Below are 16,756 nucleotides of genomic sequence, written 5' to 3' on the forward strand. Positions count from 1 at the left end.
ATCATTTTGATCGGAGGCAATATGAAACGTTATTTCGGACAGATCACCGTCGTGGCGGGCATTCTCGTCGCCGTGTCGGCAACGGCGCAGGCCAACCTTGAGGGCCCGGTGAAGGCCCGAAAGCAACACATGCAGCTTTATGGCTTCAACCTGGGCACACTGGGCGACATGGCGAAGGGCGACCGCGAATACGACGCCGCGTTGGCGCAGGCCGCCGCCGACCGGCTGGTGGCCCTGTCCGCGATGACGCAGGCCGGATATTACCCCGCCGGCACCAGCAGCGACGAGATGGAGGACTCGCGGGCCCTGCCGGTGCTGTTCGAGCAGATGGACGACTACCAGGCGCTGACCAACGAGCTGAACGCGGCGGCCGAGGCGATGGCCGCGGTGGCCGGCGACGGGGTGGAGCAGGTCCAGGCCAACATGCAGGCGCTGGGACAGGCCTGCGGCGCCTGCCACGAGGACTATCGCAAACCGCGCGAGTGATCCGAAGCCCATGCGCCTGATCCTCTGGACGAGTGCCGCCGCGCTTGGCATCGCCGCGGCGCTTTGGGCGGTGACGGTCCCGGCCCCGCTGGCCGATGCCGCCGCCCTGCCCCAGGGCGATTCCGAGGCCGGCGCGCGCGTCTTCGCCGCCGCCGGTTGCGCGTCGTGTCACGTCGCCCCCGACACCGAGGAGGACGGCCCGCCCGTCCTGTCCGGCGGCGAGGCGTTCGAAACCGCCTTCGGCACATTCTACGCGCCCAACATCTCGCCCGATGCCGCGGCCGGGCTCGGCGACTGGACCGATGCGCAGATCGTCAACGCGGTGATGCACGGCGTCTCGCCCGCGGGCGCGCACTACTTCCCCTCGCTGCCCTACACCGCCTATGTGAAGGCCCGGCCGGACGACATGGCGGACATGGTGGCCTATCTGCGCACCCTGCCCGCCTCGGAAGTGCCGTCGCAGCCGCACGACCTTGCCTTCCCGTTCAACCAGCGCTGGCTCATGGGGTTCTGGAAGCCACTGTTCCTGCGCGACTACTGGGTGGTGCCCGACAGCGTGGCCGATGACGACACGCTCCGGCGGGGCCGCTACCTGGTCGAGGCGCTGGGCCATTGCGGCGAATGCCACACGCCGCGCAATGCGCTGGGCGGGCTCAGGGTCGATGCCTGGCTGACGGGGGCGGAGAACCCCTCGGGCGAAGGCCGCATCCCGGGCATCACGCCGGCGCAGCTCGACTGGTCGGCAGGGGATATCCGGGCCTACCTGACCTCGGGCCTCACCCCGGATTACGACAGCGCGGGCGGGTCCATGGTGGCCGTGATTGACAAGCTCGCGCAACTGCCCGAGGACGACATCGACGCGATCGTCGCCTATCTCAAGGCGCTACCGGAGGCCGGCCAGCCATGAACCTGCACTGGATGCTGCGCGCAAAGCGCTGGGCGCAGAACCCGCCCTCGGCGAAGCAGGTGAAATTCGTGCTGGCCATCATCGCCGTGTGTATCGCGCTTTTCGCCTACGAACGGATCATGGGCTGGCCGGACTGGCTGACGCCCAACAATGTCGGTCGGATGCCGCGCTAGCCGGCAGCGCTCGCCGCTCAGCCGCCCAGCGGGCCCACGTTCATGTTCTGGTACATGCCCCACATGGCGGTCACGAAGATCGAGATCATGCCGATCACCTGCGTCGCGTGACGGTGGCGGATCAGCCGTTTGCGCAGCGCCTCGCCATGCAGGTCGGCCATGTGGATCAGCCGCGCGGTCGACAGGCTCAGAAGCCCGACAAGCGTCATGGGCACGGCGATCAGGGCGACCGCCTGCGCGAACTCGATCCCGTACCAGAACCCCAGCACCAACAGCGTCGAGAGAACGGCGGTGGTCAGCGCCACCAGCCACAGGCCCGACACCTTCGCGATGAACAGAAGCCGGTTCACCCGGATCTGCACCAACGTCTCGAGGTCACGCTCGGACTGGCCGCCATGCTTTGCGGCGCGCGGCACCATGTCGAAAGGGACGCCTATGACGTAATGGCTGGCGGTCGACCAGACGGCGGCCAGCGCGATCCAGAACCACAGATTCGAGAACGACCGCATGTCGATCAGCTCGAAAACGGTTTCGTACCAGTCCAAGTTCGGCCTCGGGCGTTGCTGCGGTCGCGGTTCGGCCAAGCCCTACACTTGAGCCGGGGGGAAATCCATGCAACGCAAGCCATGCCCGGAAAATCGTTGCAAATGGATCCGAAAGCCCATGACGCAGGCCCCCTATCCCGCCGCCCGCTTCCGCCGCCTGCGCCGCACGCCCGCCTTGCGCGCGCTGGTGCGCGAGACGACCCTGACCGTCGACGACCTGATCTGGCCGATCTTCGTGCGCGACGGCACGAACGAGCGCGACGCGGTGCCGTCGATGCCCGGGGTGGAACGGGTGAGCATCGACCTGCTGGTCGAGACGGCGCGCGAGGCCGCCGACCTGGGCATCCCCGCGATCTGCCTGTTTCCCTATACCGATCCGTCGCTGAAGACGGAGGCGTGCGAAGAGGCCTGGAACCCCGACAACCTGTCGAACAGGGCCACCCGCGCGATCCGCGACGCCGGCCTCGACATCTCGATCATGACCGACGTGGCGCTGGACCCCTACAACGCCAACGGCCACGACGGCATCGTGCGCGACGGGATCATCCTGAACGACGAGTCCGTGGACGCGCTGGTGAAGATGGCGCTGGCCCAGGCCGAGGCGGGCGCCGACATCCTGGGCCCCTCGGACATGATGGACGGCCGGGTGGCCGCCATGCGCGCCGCGCTGGAGTCGCACGGCCACAAGGACGTGGCGATCATGTCCTACACCGCGAAATACGCCTCGGCCTTCTACGGACCCTTCCGCGACGCGGTGGGGGCGTCGGGCGCGCTGAAGGGCGACAAGAAGACCTACCAGATGGATTTCGGCAACCGCGACGAGGCCATGCGCCTGGTCGAGCGGGACCTGATGGAAGGCGCCGACATGATCATGGTCAAGCCGGGGATGCCCTATCTCGACATCTGCGCGGCGGTGAAGAGCACCTTCGGCGTGCCCACCTTCGCCTACCAGGTCAGCGGCGAATACGCGATGCTCATGGGCGCCGCCGAGCGGGGCTGGCTCGACGGCGACCGGGTGATGGTCGAAAGCCTGTCGGCCTTCAAGCGGGCGGGCTGCGACGGGATCCTGACCTATTTTGCCCCGCGTGTGGCCCGTATGCTGCAAGCGTGACCCGCCGGACGGCAAGGGATCGCCCATCGGGCAGGGTTATAGGTGACAGGGCGTCTTTCCGCCGATAAGCTGCGATGCAGAACGGTCACATAAGGCCGTCACTCAGGCAACGGCAGTAACAAGGGACATCCCCATGACCATCCAAACCCGCCGGGTATTCCTGGCAGGCGGCGCGGCCACGGTCGCGCTGGCCGGCTGCGGCAACGGCATTTCCAGCCCCGGCGCCGCGAATATCGATGCACGCGTGCAATCGACGCTCAATTATCTCTACAACACGTATCCCAGCACCATGGACCTGCGCGACAAGGCCGCCGGCATGCTGGTGATGCCGCTCATCACCAAGGCGGGCCTTGGCGTCGGCGGCAGCTACGGGCGCGGCGCGCTTCTGGTCGACGGCATGACCATCGACTACTACTCGGCCGCGCAGGCCAGCGTCGGTTTCCAGATCGGCGCGCAGCAATACGCCCACGTGCTGTTCTTCATGACCGACGACGCGCTGTTCACGTTCCGCAACTCGGCCGGGTACGAAGCTGGCGCGGATATCGAATACGCGCTGCGCGACCAGGGCGGCAACCTGCAGGCCAGCACCACGACGTCGCTCAGCCCCGTCATCGGCGTGGTCTTCGGGCAGGCCGGCCTGATTGCCGGCGCGTCGCTGAAGGGCACGAAATACACCCGCATCATCCCGTAAACGGGGCCGCGTCCGGGCCGCTTCTTGCGACCGGCGCGCGAAGCCATTAAGCCCGCCCGAAAGGTTCATTCGGGCGGAGAGACAAGCATGGCCAAAAGCGGTGGCAACCCGATCACGAAGGGGATCGTCTGGGTCATCCTGCTGTTGCTGATCGTGGGTCTGGCGGGGTTCGGCGCGACCAACTTCGGCGGCTCGACCCGATCGATCGGCAGCGTCGGCGATACCGAGATCGACATCGACCGCTACGCCCGCGCGGTGCAGCAGGAGCTTCGCAGCTTCGAGGCACAGACCGGGCAGCGCGTGACCTTCCAGCAGGCGCAATCGCTGGGGCTGGACCGCGTGGTGCTGCGCCGGCTTGTGGCGCTGGCCGCGCTCGAGGACGAGGCGGACAGCATCGGCATCTCGGTGGGCGACGCCGAAATCCGCGACGAGGTCCTGCAGACACCGGCCTTCCAGGGCGTGTCGGGCCAGTTCGACCGAGAAGCCTATGAATTCGCGCTGGAAAACGCGGGGCTGAGCGTCTCGGAATACGAGCAGAGCCTGCGCGACGAGATTTCGCGCACCCTTCTGCAAGGCGCCGTGGTCGCCGGGATCGCGCCGCCTGAGACTTTCGTCGACACGCTTTATGGCTACGCGCGGGAAACCCGCGACCTGACCCTGTTGCGCCTGACCCGCAGCGACCTGGAAGAGCCGATCCCGGCGCCCAGCGACGCCGACCTTCAGGCCTTCTACGACGAGAATCCCGACCGCTTCACCCTGCCCGAGCGCAAGCGCATCACCTATGCGTGGCTGACGCCGGAGATGCTGGTGGACGATCTTCCCGTCTCCGAAGACGAGCTGCGCCGCCTCTACGAGGACCGTTCGGCCGAGTTCAACCAGCCCGAACGGCGGCTGGTCGAACGGCTTATCTTCTCCGACCTCGACGCCGCGCAGGCCGCCGCCGACGCGATCGAGGCGGGCGAAACCGACTTCGACACACTGGTCGAGGACCGCGGGCTGAGCCTGGACGATGTCGACCTGGGCGAAGTGGCGCGCGACGACCTGTCCTCCGATGCCGCCGACGCGGTGTTCGGCCTGGGCTCCACCGGGATCGCCGGACCCGTCGAGACCGGGCTGGGTCCCGCGCTTTTCCGGGTGAACGCGATTCTGCGCGCGCAGGAGACGCCGTTCGAGGACGTGCGCGACGACCTGCGGGCCGAGTTCGCCATCGACGCCGCCCGCCGCGCCGTCGAGGTCGAGCGCGAGCCGATCGAGGACCTGCTGGCCGGTGGCGCCACGCTGGAAGAGATCGGGGACGAGACGCCGTTCCAGACGGCCGAGATCCTGTTCTCGCCCGAAACGCCGTCGGTGACCGGCGCCGATATCGACGCCTACGAGGCCTTCCGCCAGGCCGCGGCCCGGACCGAACCCGGCGATTTCCCCGAACTGGTCGAGCTCGAGGATGGCGGCCTGTTCGCCCTGCGCGTGGACGAAATCGTGCCGCCGACCCTGCAACCGCTCGCCGATGTCGAGGTCGAAGTGATCGAGGCCTGGGACGCCGCCGAGCAGCGCGCGCGCCTGACCGACCGGGCCGAGTCCATTGTCGCCGAGGCCGAGGGCGGCGCCGCGCTTTCCGAGCAGCCTGGCACGGCCGTGCAGGAGCTGGGCGTCCTGCGCGATGCCTTCCTCGAGAACACGCCCGACAGCCTGGTGGAAACCGCCTTCGACCTCGAAGAAGGCGGCCTTGCCGTCGTGCCCACCGACACGGGCGCCATCGTGCTGCGGGTGGACGCGGTGAACCCCGCAGACCCCGACGCGCCCGAGGCTGCCGAGATCAAGGACAACCTGCGCCAGTCGGCCGGACAGGGCGTCGCGCAGGACGTGACCGAGGCGTTCACCGGCGCGCTGGAGCGTCAGAAGGGCATCCAGTTGAACCAGCAGGCGGTCACCGCCGTGAACCAGCAGTTCAACTGATGAAGCTGACGCCCGATTTCGACGCCTTCGCCGCCGGCTACGAGGCGGGCGAAAGCCAGGTGGTCTATGCCCGCATCGCCGCCGACCTGGACACGCCCGTTTCGCTGATGCTGAAGCTGGGCCAGGCGGGGCGCGACAGCTTCATGCTGGAGTCGGTCACCGGCGGCGAGGTGCGCGGGCGCTATTCCATCATCGGGCTGAAGCCTGACCTTCTGTGGGAATGCCGGGGCACCGACAGCCGCGTCAACCGGCAGGCCCGGTTCGACGGCGACGCGTGGGAGGACATGGCCGGCGATCCGCTGGAGACCCTGCGCCAGGTCATCTCCGAATCCCGCATCGACCTGCCCGCCGACCTGCCCGCCGCCAGCGCGGGCCTGTTCGGCTACCTGGGCTACGACATGATCCGGCTGGTCGAACGCCTGCCCCACGTGAACCCCGACCCCATCGGCGTGCCCGACGCGCTGATGATGCGGCCGTCGGTCGTGGCGGTTCTGGACGGCGTGAAGGGCGAGGTGACCGTGGTGGCCCCCGCCTGGGCCGGCCAGGGCCTGTCGGCGCGCGCGGCCTATGCCCAGGCGGCGGAGCGGGTGATGGACGCGCTGCGCGACCTGGACCGCCCCACCCCCGCCGACGCGCGCGACCTGGGCGACTCGGCCCCCGTGGGCGAGCCGGTGTCGAATTTCAGCCATGCCGAATACCTGTCGGCGGTCGAGCGGGCCAAGGAATACATCGCCGCCGGCGACATCTTCCAGGTGGTACCGTCCCAGCGCTGGACGCAGGAATTCGACCTGCCGCCCTTCGCGCTTTACCGCTCGCTCCGGCGCACCAATCCGTCGCCTTTCATGTTCTTCTTCAATTTCGGCGGTTTCCAGGTCGTCGGCGCCTCGCCCGAGATCCTCGTGCGGGTCATGGACGGGCAGGTCACGATCCGCCCCATCGCGGGCACGCGCCCGCGCGGCGCCACGCCCGAAGAGGATCTGGCGCTCGAGAAGGACCTGCTTTCGGACGAGAAGGAACTGGCCGAGCACCTGATGCTGCTGGACCTGGGCCGCAACGACACGGGCCGGGTCAGCAAGATCGGCACCGTGCGCCCGACCGAGGAATTCATCATCGAGCGTTATTCCCACGTGATGCATATCGTGTCGAACGTGGTGGGCGAACTCAGCGACGATCACGACGCGCTGTCGGCGCTGCTGGCGGGCCTTCCCGCCGGGACCGTCTCGGGCGCGCCCAAGGTCCGCGCGATGGAGATCATCGACGAGCTGGAGCCGGAAAAGCGCGGCATCTACGGCGGCGGCCTGGGCTATTTCAGCGCACGGGGCGACATGGACATGTGCATCGCGCTCCGCACCGCGGTGGTGAAGGACGCGAAGCTCTACATCCAGGCGGGCGGCGGTGTCGTCTACGACAGCGACCCCGAGGCCGAGTTCCAGGAAACGGTCAACAAGTCCCGCGCCCTGCGCCGGGCGGCCGAGGATGCGTCGCGCTTCGCCGGGCGGGGCAACAGCTAGTCGCGACTGACCCGCCAGATTGTGTTGCCCACGTCGTCGGCCACCAGCAGCGCGCCATCCGCCGCGATCTCGACGCCCACGGGCCGTCCTAAAGCGTTCTCGTCACCGTCGAGGAACCCGGTCAGAACGTCGCGCGGCTGGCCCACGGGGTTACCGTCGGTGAAGGGCACGAACACCACCGAGTAGCCGGAGGCCGGCACCCGGTTCCACGATCCGTGCAGCCCCACATAGGCGCCCGGTCCCTGCCCCAGCCGCGCGCCATCGGCGAAGGTCAGGCCCAGTGGCGCCACGTGCGCGCCTAGCGCGTAGTCCGGCCGTTCGACCTCCGCGGGCGCCCCGGGCGCATCGACCCGCGGATCGCGCCGGTCGCCGAAATAGATCCATGGCCAGCCGAAATGGTCGCCCGGTCGCACCTGCGCCAGGTAATCGGGCACCAGGTTGTCGCCCAGCTCGTCCCGCTCGTTCACCACGGTCCAGAGCGCGCCGGTCGCGGGCTCGGCATCCATGCCCACCGGGTTGCGCAGCCCGCGTGCGAAGACCACCGCACGGCCGGTGTCGGGGTCGACCCGCCAGATCGCGGCGCGGTCCCGCTCGGCCGCGAGCCCGTTCTCGCCGTGGTCGGAGTTCGACCCGACCGAGACGTAAAGCTGCCCCTCGTGCGCCAGCAGACCCTTTGTCCAGTGCCGGTTCGGCGCGCCTGCCGGAAGCTGCACCGCGACCTCGGGCGTGGCGTCCACCCGGGTCTGGCCCACGCGGAACGGCACGCGGACCAGCGCGTCGGTGTTGGCGACGTAAAGGTGCCCCTCCAACAGCGCCATGCCGAAGGGCGATGTCAGATCCTCCAACAGGACCGTGCGCCCCTCGGCTACGCCGTCACCATCGGCGTCGCGCAGAAGGCTGATCCGGTCCGCCGTTGGGGCCTCGGCGCCGGCGATGCCCATGACGATCCGCTCGGCCACCCCGCGCAGCGACGTGGGCGTCGCGGGCTGCTTGTTCGTCTCGGCCACCAGCACGTCACCATTAGGCAGAACATGCATCCAGCGCGGGTGGTCGAGGCCGGTGTAAAAGGCGTTAACCTTCAGGCCCGCCGCGGCAACCGGGGTCTCGCCCGCGGGCCACCCCCGGGCGGGTGCGATGTTGACGGTCGGCAAAAGGCCCTGCCGCGGCGCGGGCAATTGCGGGTCCGGTCCCGTGACCGTGGACATCGGCGCGGGCGGGGGCGTACCGCAGCCCGCGAGGGCCAGCAAAAGGCCGGCGGCAAGAAAACGGGGCGCTGGCATCGGCAGACCTCCTTCGCGGTCAGAGCTTGACCGGAAGGGTGGTGCGCGACGCCGCGATGGCCAGTCTCAGCCCTCGGCCTTCAAGGCCAGCGCGCGCTCGGTCGTCCAGACGCCCTTGGTGCCGCCCCAGGCGCCGCTGCCCACCTCGTGGATGCGCACGGATGTGGCATCGGCCATGGCGGCGCCGGCAACGCGGCCGAAACCGGCCACCACCTCGGCGATCATGGCTTCCTTCTCGGCGGCGTCGAACACGCCTTCCATCACCTGAATATCGATCAGCGGCATGGGAGCCCTCCAGTCATGACACGAGGGCGACAGTATCAGAGCAGCACGCAAAAAGGGACCGCCGAGGCGGTCCCTTTCGTGTGTCCGGTTGGACGCGACTTAGCGCTTCGAGAACTGGAAGCTCCGGCGGGCTTTCGCGCGGCCGTACTTCTTGCGCTCGACCACGCGGCTGTCGCGGGTCAGGAAGCCGGCGGCCTTCAGCGCGCCGCGCAGGCTGGGATCATAAAGCTGAAGCGCCTTCGACACGCCGTGCTTGACCGCGCCGGCCTGGCCCGACAGGCCGCCGCCCTTGACGGTGGCCATGACGTCGAACTGGCCTTCGGTGTTCGACACGGTGAAGGGCTGCTTCAGGATCATCTGCAGCACGGGACGCGCGAAGTAGGCGTTCACGTCCTTGCCGTTCACGGTGACCTTCCCCGAGCCGGGCTTGATCCAGACGCGGGCGACCGCGTCCTTCCGCTTGCCAGTGGCGTAGGACCGGCCCAGCTCGTCGCGGACGGGCTCACGCGGGGCTTCGGACTCGACTTCGGCCGAGCTGCCCGAGACGGCCTGGTTCAGCTCTTCGAGCGAGGTGACTTCTTCAGCCATTACTTGACCTCCCGGGTGTTCTTGGAGTTCATCGCTTTCACGTCGATGATCTCGGGCTTCTGGGCCTCGTGGCCGTGCTCGGTGCCTGCATAGACGCGCAGGTTGGTCATCTGCTGACGGCTCAGCGGGCCGCCGGGCAGCATGCGCTTGACGGCTTGCATGACCACGCGCTCGGGGTGGGCGCCTTCCAGGATCTGGCCGGTGGTGCGGGACTTGATGCCGCCCGGGTAGCCGGTGTGCCAGTAGTTGGGCTTGTCACGCTTGCGACCGGTCAGCTGGACCTTGTCGGCGTTGATGACGATGATGTTGTCGCCCATGTCCATGCTGGGCGTGAACGACGGCTTGTGCTTGCCGCGCAGACGCATGGCGATGATCGAGGCAAGGCGGCCCAGAACGACGCCCTCGGCGTCGATCACGTACCACTTCTTCTCGATATCCGCCGGAGTAGCGGTAAAGGTTTTCATTGTCGGTCCTGTTCTCGGATGTCCGGGCGACGGGGCGCGAAGGCTCTGCCGCCTGTGGCGTTCGATGGCGGGGTTCTAAGACCGGGGACCACCCGCGTCAATGCGCACCTTTCTGTTTTAAATAAGCGCAAACAATGCCTTACAATTAAGGTATCATTTTACCCCATGTATTTGCACCAATAATCCGGCTCTTCGAGGGTGCGCCCGCCGCAACGGACCGCCAGCCGCGAGATTTTTCGGAAATTTTCTCTTGCGCGGTGGGGGCACCATCGTTAGGTGCGCCTCACGAGCGGGGACGATCCCAACTTCGGGCGACGTTATACGATACGACCTGGGGGGGCGCTAAGGACCCACGGATTCAATCTACTGGCTGAAAGGGGAGTTCCTATGGACGGAGCCAACCTCTTCCAACTGGGGATCGGTCTGGAGACAGGCGCCCAAGCGGAAGACATCACCGCACGCGATCTTTTTGACGAAGAGCGCGACGATCACTTCATTCGTGACGACGAAGGCCGCGTTTTCGCGGGCCGTCACCTGATTATCGAGGTCGTGAACGGCCACGGTCTGGATGACGAGGCCCGCATCCAGCAGGCGTTCCGCGACTGCGTGGATACCTGCGGCGCGACTCTGCTGCACATCCACACCCACAAGTTCAGCCCCCAGGGCGTGAGCGGCGTGGCCGTGCTGGCCGAAAGCCACATCAGCGTGCACACCTGGCCCGAGATCGGCTATGGCGCGTTCGACGTGTTCATGTGCGGCGACGCCAAGCCCTGGCTGGCGGTCGACGTGCTGAAGAAGGCCTTCGCCACGCCCGACGTACGGGTGAAGGAACTGCTGCGGGGCGATGGCCTGGTGACCGAAACCGTCGCCGCCTGAGCACCGCCTGACAGCGTTTTCCAGCGGGGGGCCAACGGCCCCCCGTTTTCGTTCCGGCCCCTCGATTGCCGGACGATGGTCCCGGAATACATCGCGCGCCATGGCCATGATCCTGACATTTGGCTTCGACGCCGCCAGCTTCGCCCGGCTCGAACCACTCCGGCAGCGCCATTTCCCGGCGGCGCGCAATTTCATCCCGGTTCACGTAACCCTGTTCCAGCAGTTGCCGCCCGATCACCTGCCGCGCATCCTGGTCGATCTCGCTGCCGAGGGGCGCGGGCCCGCCCTGCCCTTCACCGCCACAGGCATCCTCGATTTCGGCGGCGGCGCCGCGATCGACCTGGAATGTCCGCCCGCCAAGGCGCTCCAGCAGCGGTTGCGCAAAAGCTGGCAGGAGATCCTGAGCGACAGCGACGACCGGGGCCGCAAGCTGCACGTGACGGTGCAGAACAAGGTGGACCGGGACACCGCGCGGGCGGCCCAAGCCACGCTGCGGGCGGGTTTTTCACCGTGGCAGGGTCTTTTGGACCGGCTGCACCTGTGGCACTACCGCGGCGGACCGTGGGAACACATCGCAACCGTACCGCTGCAGGGGGACCGAGAATGACCGACATGACCGGATGGAGCGTCGAGCGCCTTCACGACGATCACAGCCAGGCCCTGCGCGTGTCCGAGGTGCTTTACGACAACAAGACCGACCACCAGCGCCTGCGCGTGATCGCGAACCCGACCTTCGGGCGGGTGCTGACGCTGGACGGCGTGGTGCAGGTGACCGAGGCAGACAATTTCATCTACCACGAGATGCTGACCCACGTGCCGATTTTCGCCCATGGCGCGGCGAAACGGGTGCTGATCGTCGGCGGCGGCGATGGCGGCATGGCGCGCGAGGCTCTGCGCCATCCCGTCGACAGCGTCACCATGGTCGAGATCGACGGCGGCGTGGTGGATTTCTCGAAGGAATACCTGCCGTCGATCAGCGCCGGCGCCTTCGACGACCCGCGGCTCGATTTGCAGATCGCCGACGGGGCCGAGTTCATGAAGACCACCGATGGCGGCTTCGACGTCATCATCATCGATTCGACCGACCCCGTGGGCCCGGGTGAAGTGCTGTTCACCGACCATTTCTACGGCCACGCCAAGCGCGCGCTGGCACCCGGTGGCATCCTTGTGACCCAGAACGGTGTGCCCTTCATGCAGGGCGGCGAGCTGACGGGCACGCTGCGCGCCTTCGGATCGCTGTTCGCCGACGCCTATTGCTACCTCGCGACCGTGCCGACCTATGCCGGGGGGCCCATGGCCTTCGGCTGGGGCACCGACAGCGACGCGCGGCATGTCCCGCTCGAGCTTCTCACGGACCGGGTCGCGCAAAGCGGGCTCGACTTCGGCTACTACAGCGCCGAAGTCCACAAGGCCGCCTTCGCCCTGCCCGGCTACGTGAAGAAATTGTTCCCCTGATGCGCGGCTAGTGCAGGTTGAATTCCCCCGTCACGTTCCGCCATTCGCCGGGCGCGATCATCTTGCGATGGGTGAAGCGCACGGAATGCAGCGGCCCCTCGATCTCGCGCTGCCAGTAATCGACGAATTCGAACAACCGGGGGTGGTCGGGCGCCAGATCGTAGTCCTGCCAGACGAAGCTGTTGAGAACGTTACGATAATCCGGCATGCGGTAGTAGAATTCAGCGGTCGTCAGCCCATAGCCCTTCAGCATCAGTTCGGTTTCGGTCATCACGGGATCCCCTTACAGAATGCCCCCCTTGCCCCTCGATGCTGCCACGGCGCGATGAAAGGTCAATGAAAACAGTTTGTTATCACTCTCCAGACTTGGCTGCCATGGCCGAAAAGACGCAGTCATTGCACCCCATATCCATGTGCTGATATAGAAATTTCAACAAGATATTGAGCGAGCGATAAGGAAGATCCAGCGTGAGCGACCGGCCCGATCCCCCCGAGGATATTGACGAAAACGGCCCCGAAGGCCCCGGCCCGCAAGGCCCCTCGATCGACATCGTGGACGAGATGCAGGCGTCGTTCCTCGACTACGCCATGTCGGTCATCGTGTCGCGGGCGATCCCCGACCTGCGCGATGGCCTGAAACCCGTGCACCGGCGGATCCTTTACGCCATGCACGAGACCGGCAACACCTTCGACAAGCCCTACCGCAAGTCCGCGCGCCCCGTGGGCGACGTCATGGGCCAGTACCACCCGCACGGCGACAGCGCGATCTACGAGGCGCTGGTGCGGATGGCGCAGGACTTCTCCATGTCGCTACCGCTCCTGGACGGCCAGGGCAATTTCGGCTCCATGGACGGGGATAGCGCGGCGGCCATGCGCTATACCGAGGTGCGGATGGACAAGCCCGCCCGCGCCCTGCTGGCCGATATCGAGAAGGAAACGGTCGATTTCCAGGACAACTACGACGGCAAACAGCTTGAGCCGACGGTCCTGCCCGCACGCTTTCCCAATATGCTGGTCAACGGCGCGGGCGGCATCGCCGTGGGCATGGCGACGAACATCCCGCCCCATAACCTGGGCGAGGTCGTCGATGCCACGCTGGCGCTGATCGAGGATCCGGATCTGAGCTCGGAACGGATCATGGAGATCATTCCCGGCCCCGACTTCCCGACCGGCGGCATCATGCTGGGCCGCTCGGGCGCGCGGAAGGCCTATCTCGAGGGGCGCGGCAGCGTCATCCTGCGGGCCAAGACGCGCGTCGAGGAGATCCGCAAGGACCGCTTCGCCATCGTGCTGGACGAAATTCCGTACCAGGTGAACAAGGCCGCGCTGGTCGAGCGGATCGCCGACCTGGTGAAGGAAAAGAAGCTGGAAGGCATCTCGGCCGTCCAGGACGAATCCGATCGCGTCGGCGTGCGCGTGGTGGTCGAACTGAAGAAGGACGCCACCCCGGACGTGGTGCTGAACCAACTCTACCGCTTCACGCCGATGCAGACGAGCTTCGGCTGCAACATGCTGGCGCTTCACGGCGGCCGGCCCGAGCAGCTGACCCTGCGGGATTTCCTCACGCATTTCATCACCTTCCGCGAGGATGTCGTTGCGCGGCGCACGGCCTACGAGCTGCGCAAGGCGCGGGAACGCAGCCACATCCTGTGCGGCTACGCGGTCGCCGTCAGCAACGTGGACGAGGTCGTGGCGACGATCCGCGCCTCGGCCGACGCGCCCGAGGCCCGCATCAAGCTGATGGAGCGGCGCTGGCCCGCCGAGGAGATCGCGCCCTTCATCCGGCTGATCGACGATCCCAGCCACACGATGAACGACGACGGCACCTACAATCTGTCCGAGGCGCAGGCCCGTGCCATCCTGGAGCTGCGGCTGCAACGCCTGACCCAGCTGGGCGTGAAGGAAGTCACCGACGAGCTGGAAGAGCTTGCCGGCAAGATCAAGGATTACCTGGACATCCTGCGCTCGCGCGACCGGATCATGGGCATCATCGCGGACGAACTGCGCGAGGTGCGCGAGGATTTCGCGGTGCCGCGCCGCACGGAAATCGTCGACTGGTCCGGCGACATGGAAGACGAGGACCTGATCGAGCGCGAGGAAATGGTCGTGACGGTCACCCAGTCCGGCTACATCAAGCGCACGGCGCTGGCCGATTTCCGCGCCCAGCGGCGCGGCGGCAAGGGTGTCTCGGGCGGCGCGCTGAAGGACGACGACGTGGTCACCACCCTGTTCGTCGCCAACACCCACACGCCGCTGCTGTTCTTCACCACCGACGGCATGGCCTACAAGCTCAAGACCTGGCGCCTGCCGCTGGGCGGCCGCACCTCGAAGGGCAAGGCGATCGTCAACATCCTGCCGATCCCGCAGGGCGTCAGCATCGCCGCCATCATGCCGGTGGACCGCGACGAGGATCACTGGGACGACCTTCAGATCGTCTTCGCCACCAGCGCGGGCACCGTGCGGCGCAACAAGCTGAGCGATTTCACCAACGTGAACCGCGCGGGCAAGATCGCCATGAAGTTCGAGGGCGAGGATGAAGGCGTGCGCCTTATCAACGCGCGCATCGCATCGCCCGACGACGACGTGATGCTGGTGACGGCGCAGGGCCGCGCCATTCGCTTCCCGTCCACCGACGTGCGGGTCTTCAACTCGCGCAGTTCGCTGGGCGTGCGCGGCATCCGGCTGGCCGACGGCGACGAGGTCGTGTCCATGGCCGTGATCCGCCATTTCGAGGCCACCCCGGACGAACGTGCCACCTACCTGAAAATGCGCCGCGCCATGGCGGGTCTCGGCGACGATGCCGAGGTCGAGCCGGACGAGGACGAGGTGGCCGGCGACGCCGCCGAGTTCAGCCAGGAACGCTATGCCGAGATGTCGGCGGCCGAGGACCTGATCCTGACCATCACCGCGGGCGGCTCGGGCAAGCTGTCATCCTCGCACGACTATCCCGTGCGCGGCCGCGGCGGTCAGGGCGTGATGGCGATGGACAAGGCGATGCGGGGCGGCCCGCTCCTGGCCAGCTTCCCGGTCGAGATGGACGACCAGATCATGCTGGCCACCTCGAAGGGCCAGTCGATCCGGGTGCCGGTGGACGGGATCAGCTTCCGCTCCCGCGCGGCCGGCGGCGTGCGCGTGTTCAATACCGGCGCGGGCGAAGAAGTGGTCAGCGTCGCGTGGATCGCCGATCAGAGCGACGCCGAGGCCGACGCCGAAGGCGGCACCACGGACGAGACCGGCGAAAGCTGAGGTCTGGGCCCGCCCTGTCTTGGACGCGGTGGGTCGGCCAGCCCCAGCTCGATCCGCTGGCAGACCGACAGCAGGAAATAGATCGCTTCGGCCCCGTCGGGGCCGGGGCGGCACTGCGGGTGGTCTACGTCTCTCAGGAATGTGGCAAGCGACAGGACTGTCGGGTCCGACATGCCCATGCGCCAATCTTCGAAACGGCGCCTGGCCAGCGCGCCGCTTGCCAGAAGCAGGATATCGCGGTGCCTTGGATCACGGGCGAGCCGCGCCCATAGGGCCGAGATCGCGGCGTCTGGCCCTTCGATATACTGAAGAAACTCGCCTTCCTCGTAGTGAAGATATCCGGTGATGCCGGTCTCTGCGTTGTTCCGGACCGACGTGTGCAGGATCCCGCCGTAGCGAAAGCTGCCCGGTGATACCAGCGCCGTGCTGCGATAAACCAAATAGTGCATCCGGGCTCCTCCCTCCCGCATAGGGCGATTAGGGGCGACCGCGGCCACGAGATCAAGGAGATTTACCCAACGTCATCGGCTTTTCCACAGGAAACTTGCCAAGACAGGGGCACACGCCGCAGTTCGGCACGGCGCATGTCACAAATTCGCCCTCGGATTCCGCCATCATTCGGGCAGCTACCGAAAGGGGGTCAGGGATGCTGCCATACTCGCCGCTCAAATCTCTGCTGTTGCCCGTGGTGCGCCTCCTGATCGGGTCGTATTTCCTGGCGGGCATCGGGCTGATCGACAGTTTCGCGGGGGTCGACCTGCTGTCCGTCGTCATTCCCGTCGAGCTTGCCGAAACGGTCACCGCCTTCGTGCTCTATGGCACGTCCCTCGCGGTCATGCTGGGCATCTTCGTGCGCCCCGCCGCGCTCATCCTCGCGGTGTTCTTCTTCTGGAGCAGCTACCTGCAATACGCGCCCGACTTCACCCTCGCCAACCTGACAGGGTTCTGGCAGGACATGGCACTGGTCGGCGCGGTCCTGCTGATCGCTGAAACATCGCCCGAGCGACGGCTTCGCATGCGCCGCACGACGCCGCGGCGGCTGAACGTGGTGCGCAATCCCATCGACGGCAGACCCCAGCTGAGACAGGACGCCCGCGCAGATGCGCGCGTGGCGGCCGCGCTGCGCACGCCCCGCCCGACGACCGAGGCGTCCGACAACATCTTCCGCGACCAGCCGATCTGACC

Annotated in this window: 19 protein-coding genes; 12 read left to right on the top strand and 7 right to left on the bottom strand. The window is 67.1% G+C overall.

Features of this window, described 5'->3' with window-relative positions; genetic code table 11:
• The first annotated feature begins 21 nt into the window (after positions 1–21).
• Genes BMX96_RS03720 through BMX96_RS19565 form a run of 3 tightly spaced genes read left to right on the top strand, consistent with a single transcriptional unit; the run spans position 22 to position 1,566 of the window.
• A complete protein-coding gene (locus BMX96_RS03720) occupies positions 22–486 on the top strand; it encodes a c-type cytochrome (RefSeq protein WP_091844282.1) in 465 nt (154 codons plus the stop codon).
• 10 nt (positions 487–496) lie between these two features.
• On the top strand, positions 497–1,393 hold the full coding sequence (locus tag BMX96_RS03725; RefSeq protein WP_091844283.1) for a cytochrome c: 897 nt from the start codon (positions 497–499) through the stop codon (positions 1,391–1,393).
• Positions 1,390–1,566 (top strand): hypothetical protein, encoded by a 177-nt coding sequence (locus tag BMX96_RS19565; RefSeq protein ID WP_175481642.1) that lies wholly within the window; start codon positions 1,390–1,392, stop codon positions 1,564–1,566. The genes BMX96_RS03725 and BMX96_RS19565 overlap by 4 nt, the downstream gene beginning before the upstream one ends.
• A gap of 17 nt (positions 1,567–1,583) precedes the next feature.
• On the opposite strand, the gene BMX96_RS03730 is transcribed toward BMX96_RS19565, so the two are convergent.
• Entirely contained in the window at positions 1,584–2,111 is a 528-nt protein-coding gene (locus tag BMX96_RS03730; RefSeq protein WP_073126019.1) for a component of SufBCD complex, read from the bottom strand.
• Between the two features lie 118 nt (positions 2,112–2,229).
• Between BMX96_RS03730 and hemB the strand changes: the two genes are divergently transcribed.
• The 4 genes from hemB (at position 2,230) to trpE (ending at position 7,377) form a co-directional block, all read left to right on the top strand.
• On the top strand, positions 2,230–3,222 hold the full coding sequence (gene hemB / locus BMX96_RS03735; RefSeq protein ID WP_236736943.1) for a porphobilinogen synthase: 993 nt from the start codon (positions 2,230–2,232) through the stop codon (positions 3,220–3,222).
• A 133-nt stretch (positions 3,223–3,355) separates the two neighbouring features.
• Positions 3,356–3,913, top strand: coding sequence for a lipid-binding SYLF domain-containing protein (locus tag BMX96_RS03740; protein ID WP_073126023.1), 558 nt, complete (start codon positions 3,356–3,358; stop codon positions 3,911–3,913).
• Between the two features lie 87 nt (positions 3,914–4,000).
• On the top strand, positions 4,001–5,866 hold the full coding sequence (locus tag BMX96_RS03745) for a peptidyl-prolyl cis-trans isomerase (RefSeq protein WP_091844285.1): 1,866 nt from the start codon (positions 4,001–4,003) through the stop codon (positions 5,864–5,866).
• Complete coding sequence (trpE, locus tag BMX96_RS03750) at positions 5,866–7,377, top strand: anthranilate synthase component I (protein WP_091844286.1); 1,512 nt, start codon at positions 5,866–5,868, stop codon at positions 7,375–7,377. Before BMX96_RS03745 ends, trpE begins: the two co-directional genes overlap by 1 nt.
• On the opposite strand, the gene BMX96_RS03755 is transcribed toward trpE, so the two are convergent.
• From BMX96_RS03755 to rplM, 4 genes are all read right to left on the bottom strand, one after another.
• Complete coding sequence (locus BMX96_RS03755; RefSeq protein WP_091844287.1) at positions 7,374–8,657, bottom strand: PQQ-dependent sugar dehydrogenase; 1,284 nt, start codon at positions 8,655–8,657, stop codon at positions 7,374–7,376. The two genes, trpE and BMX96_RS03755, sit on opposite strands and share 4 nt — an antisense overlap.
• Positions 8,658–8,723: 66 nt before the next feature.
• Positions 8,724–8,942 (bottom strand): tautomerase family protein, encoded by a 219-nt coding sequence (locus BMX96_RS03760; RefSeq protein WP_091844288.1) that lies wholly within the window; start codon positions 8,940–8,942, stop codon positions 8,724–8,726.
• Positions 8,943–9,041: 99 nt separating this feature from the next.
• Positions 9,042–9,530: a 30S ribosomal protein S9 gene (gene rpsI, locus BMX96_RS03765; protein ID WP_073126034.1), complete on the bottom strand. Its 489-nt coding sequence runs from the start codon at positions 9,528–9,530 to the stop codon at positions 9,042–9,044.
• Complete coding sequence (gene rplM / locus BMX96_RS03770) at positions 9,530–9,994, bottom strand: 50S ribosomal protein L13 (protein ID WP_073126037.1); 465 nt, start codon at positions 9,992–9,994, stop codon at positions 9,530–9,532. Before rplM ends, rpsI begins: the two co-directional genes overlap by 1 nt.
• Before the next feature lie 387 nt (positions 9,995–10,381).
• On the opposite strand from rplM, the gene speD reads away from it, so the two are divergent.
• The 3 genes from speD to speE all read left to right on the top strand — a co-directional run bounded on the left by speD (position 10,382) and on the right by speE (position 12,325).
• Positions 10,382–10,870, top strand: a complete 489-nt coding sequence (gene speD, locus BMX96_RS03775; RefSeq protein ID WP_073126039.1) for an adenosylmethionine decarboxylase — start codon at positions 10,382–10,384, stop codon at positions 10,868–10,870.
• A gap of 100 nt (positions 10,871–10,970) precedes the next feature.
• Positions 10,971–11,477, top strand: coding sequence for a 2'-5' RNA ligase family protein (locus BMX96_RS03780; RefSeq protein ID WP_091844289.1), 507 nt, complete (start codon positions 10,971–10,973; stop codon positions 11,475–11,477).
• A complete protein-coding gene (speE, locus tag BMX96_RS03785; protein WP_091844290.1) occupies positions 11,474–12,325 on the top strand; it encodes a polyamine aminopropyltransferase in 852 nt (283 codons plus the stop codon). The genes BMX96_RS03780 and speE overlap by 4 nt, the downstream gene beginning before the upstream one ends.
• Before the next feature lie 7 nt (positions 12,326–12,332).
• Here speE and BMX96_RS03790 read toward each other — a convergent pair whose 3' ends face one another.
• A complete protein-coding gene (locus BMX96_RS03790) occupies positions 12,333–12,596 on the bottom strand; it encodes an usg protein (protein ID WP_091844291.1) in 264 nt (87 codons plus the stop codon).
• Between the two features lie 197 nt (positions 12,597–12,793).
• On the opposite strand from BMX96_RS03790, the gene gyrA reads away from it, so the two are divergent.
• On the top strand, positions 12,794–15,571 hold the full coding sequence (gyrA, locus tag BMX96_RS03795) for a DNA gyrase subunit A (protein ID WP_091844292.1): 2,778 nt from the start codon (positions 12,794–12,796) through the stop codon (positions 15,569–15,571).
• Here gyrA and BMX96_RS03800 read toward each other — a convergent pair.
• Positions 15,511–16,020: a BLUF domain-containing protein gene (locus tag BMX96_RS03800; RefSeq protein ID WP_175481643.1), complete on the bottom strand. Its 510-nt coding sequence runs from the start codon at positions 16,018–16,020 to the stop codon at positions 15,511–15,513. The two genes, gyrA and BMX96_RS03800, sit on opposite strands and share 61 nt — an antisense overlap.
• Before the next feature lie 197 nt (positions 16,021–16,217).
• On the opposite strand from BMX96_RS03800, the gene BMX96_RS03805 reads away from it, so the two are divergent.
• Positions 16,218–16,754 carry a DoxX family protein gene (locus tag BMX96_RS03805; RefSeq protein WP_091844294.1) on the top strand — a complete coding sequence of 179 codons (537 nt, stop codon included), beginning with the start codon at positions 16,218–16,220 and terminating at the stop codon, positions 16,752–16,754.
• Positions 16,755–16,756: the final 2 nt, after the last annotated feature.

It is taken from the genome of Palleronia pelagia (genome assembly GCF_900110115.1).
Lineage (GTDB): Bacteria > Pseudomonadota > Alphaproteobacteria > Rhodobacterales > Rhodobacteraceae > Palleronia > Palleronia pelagia.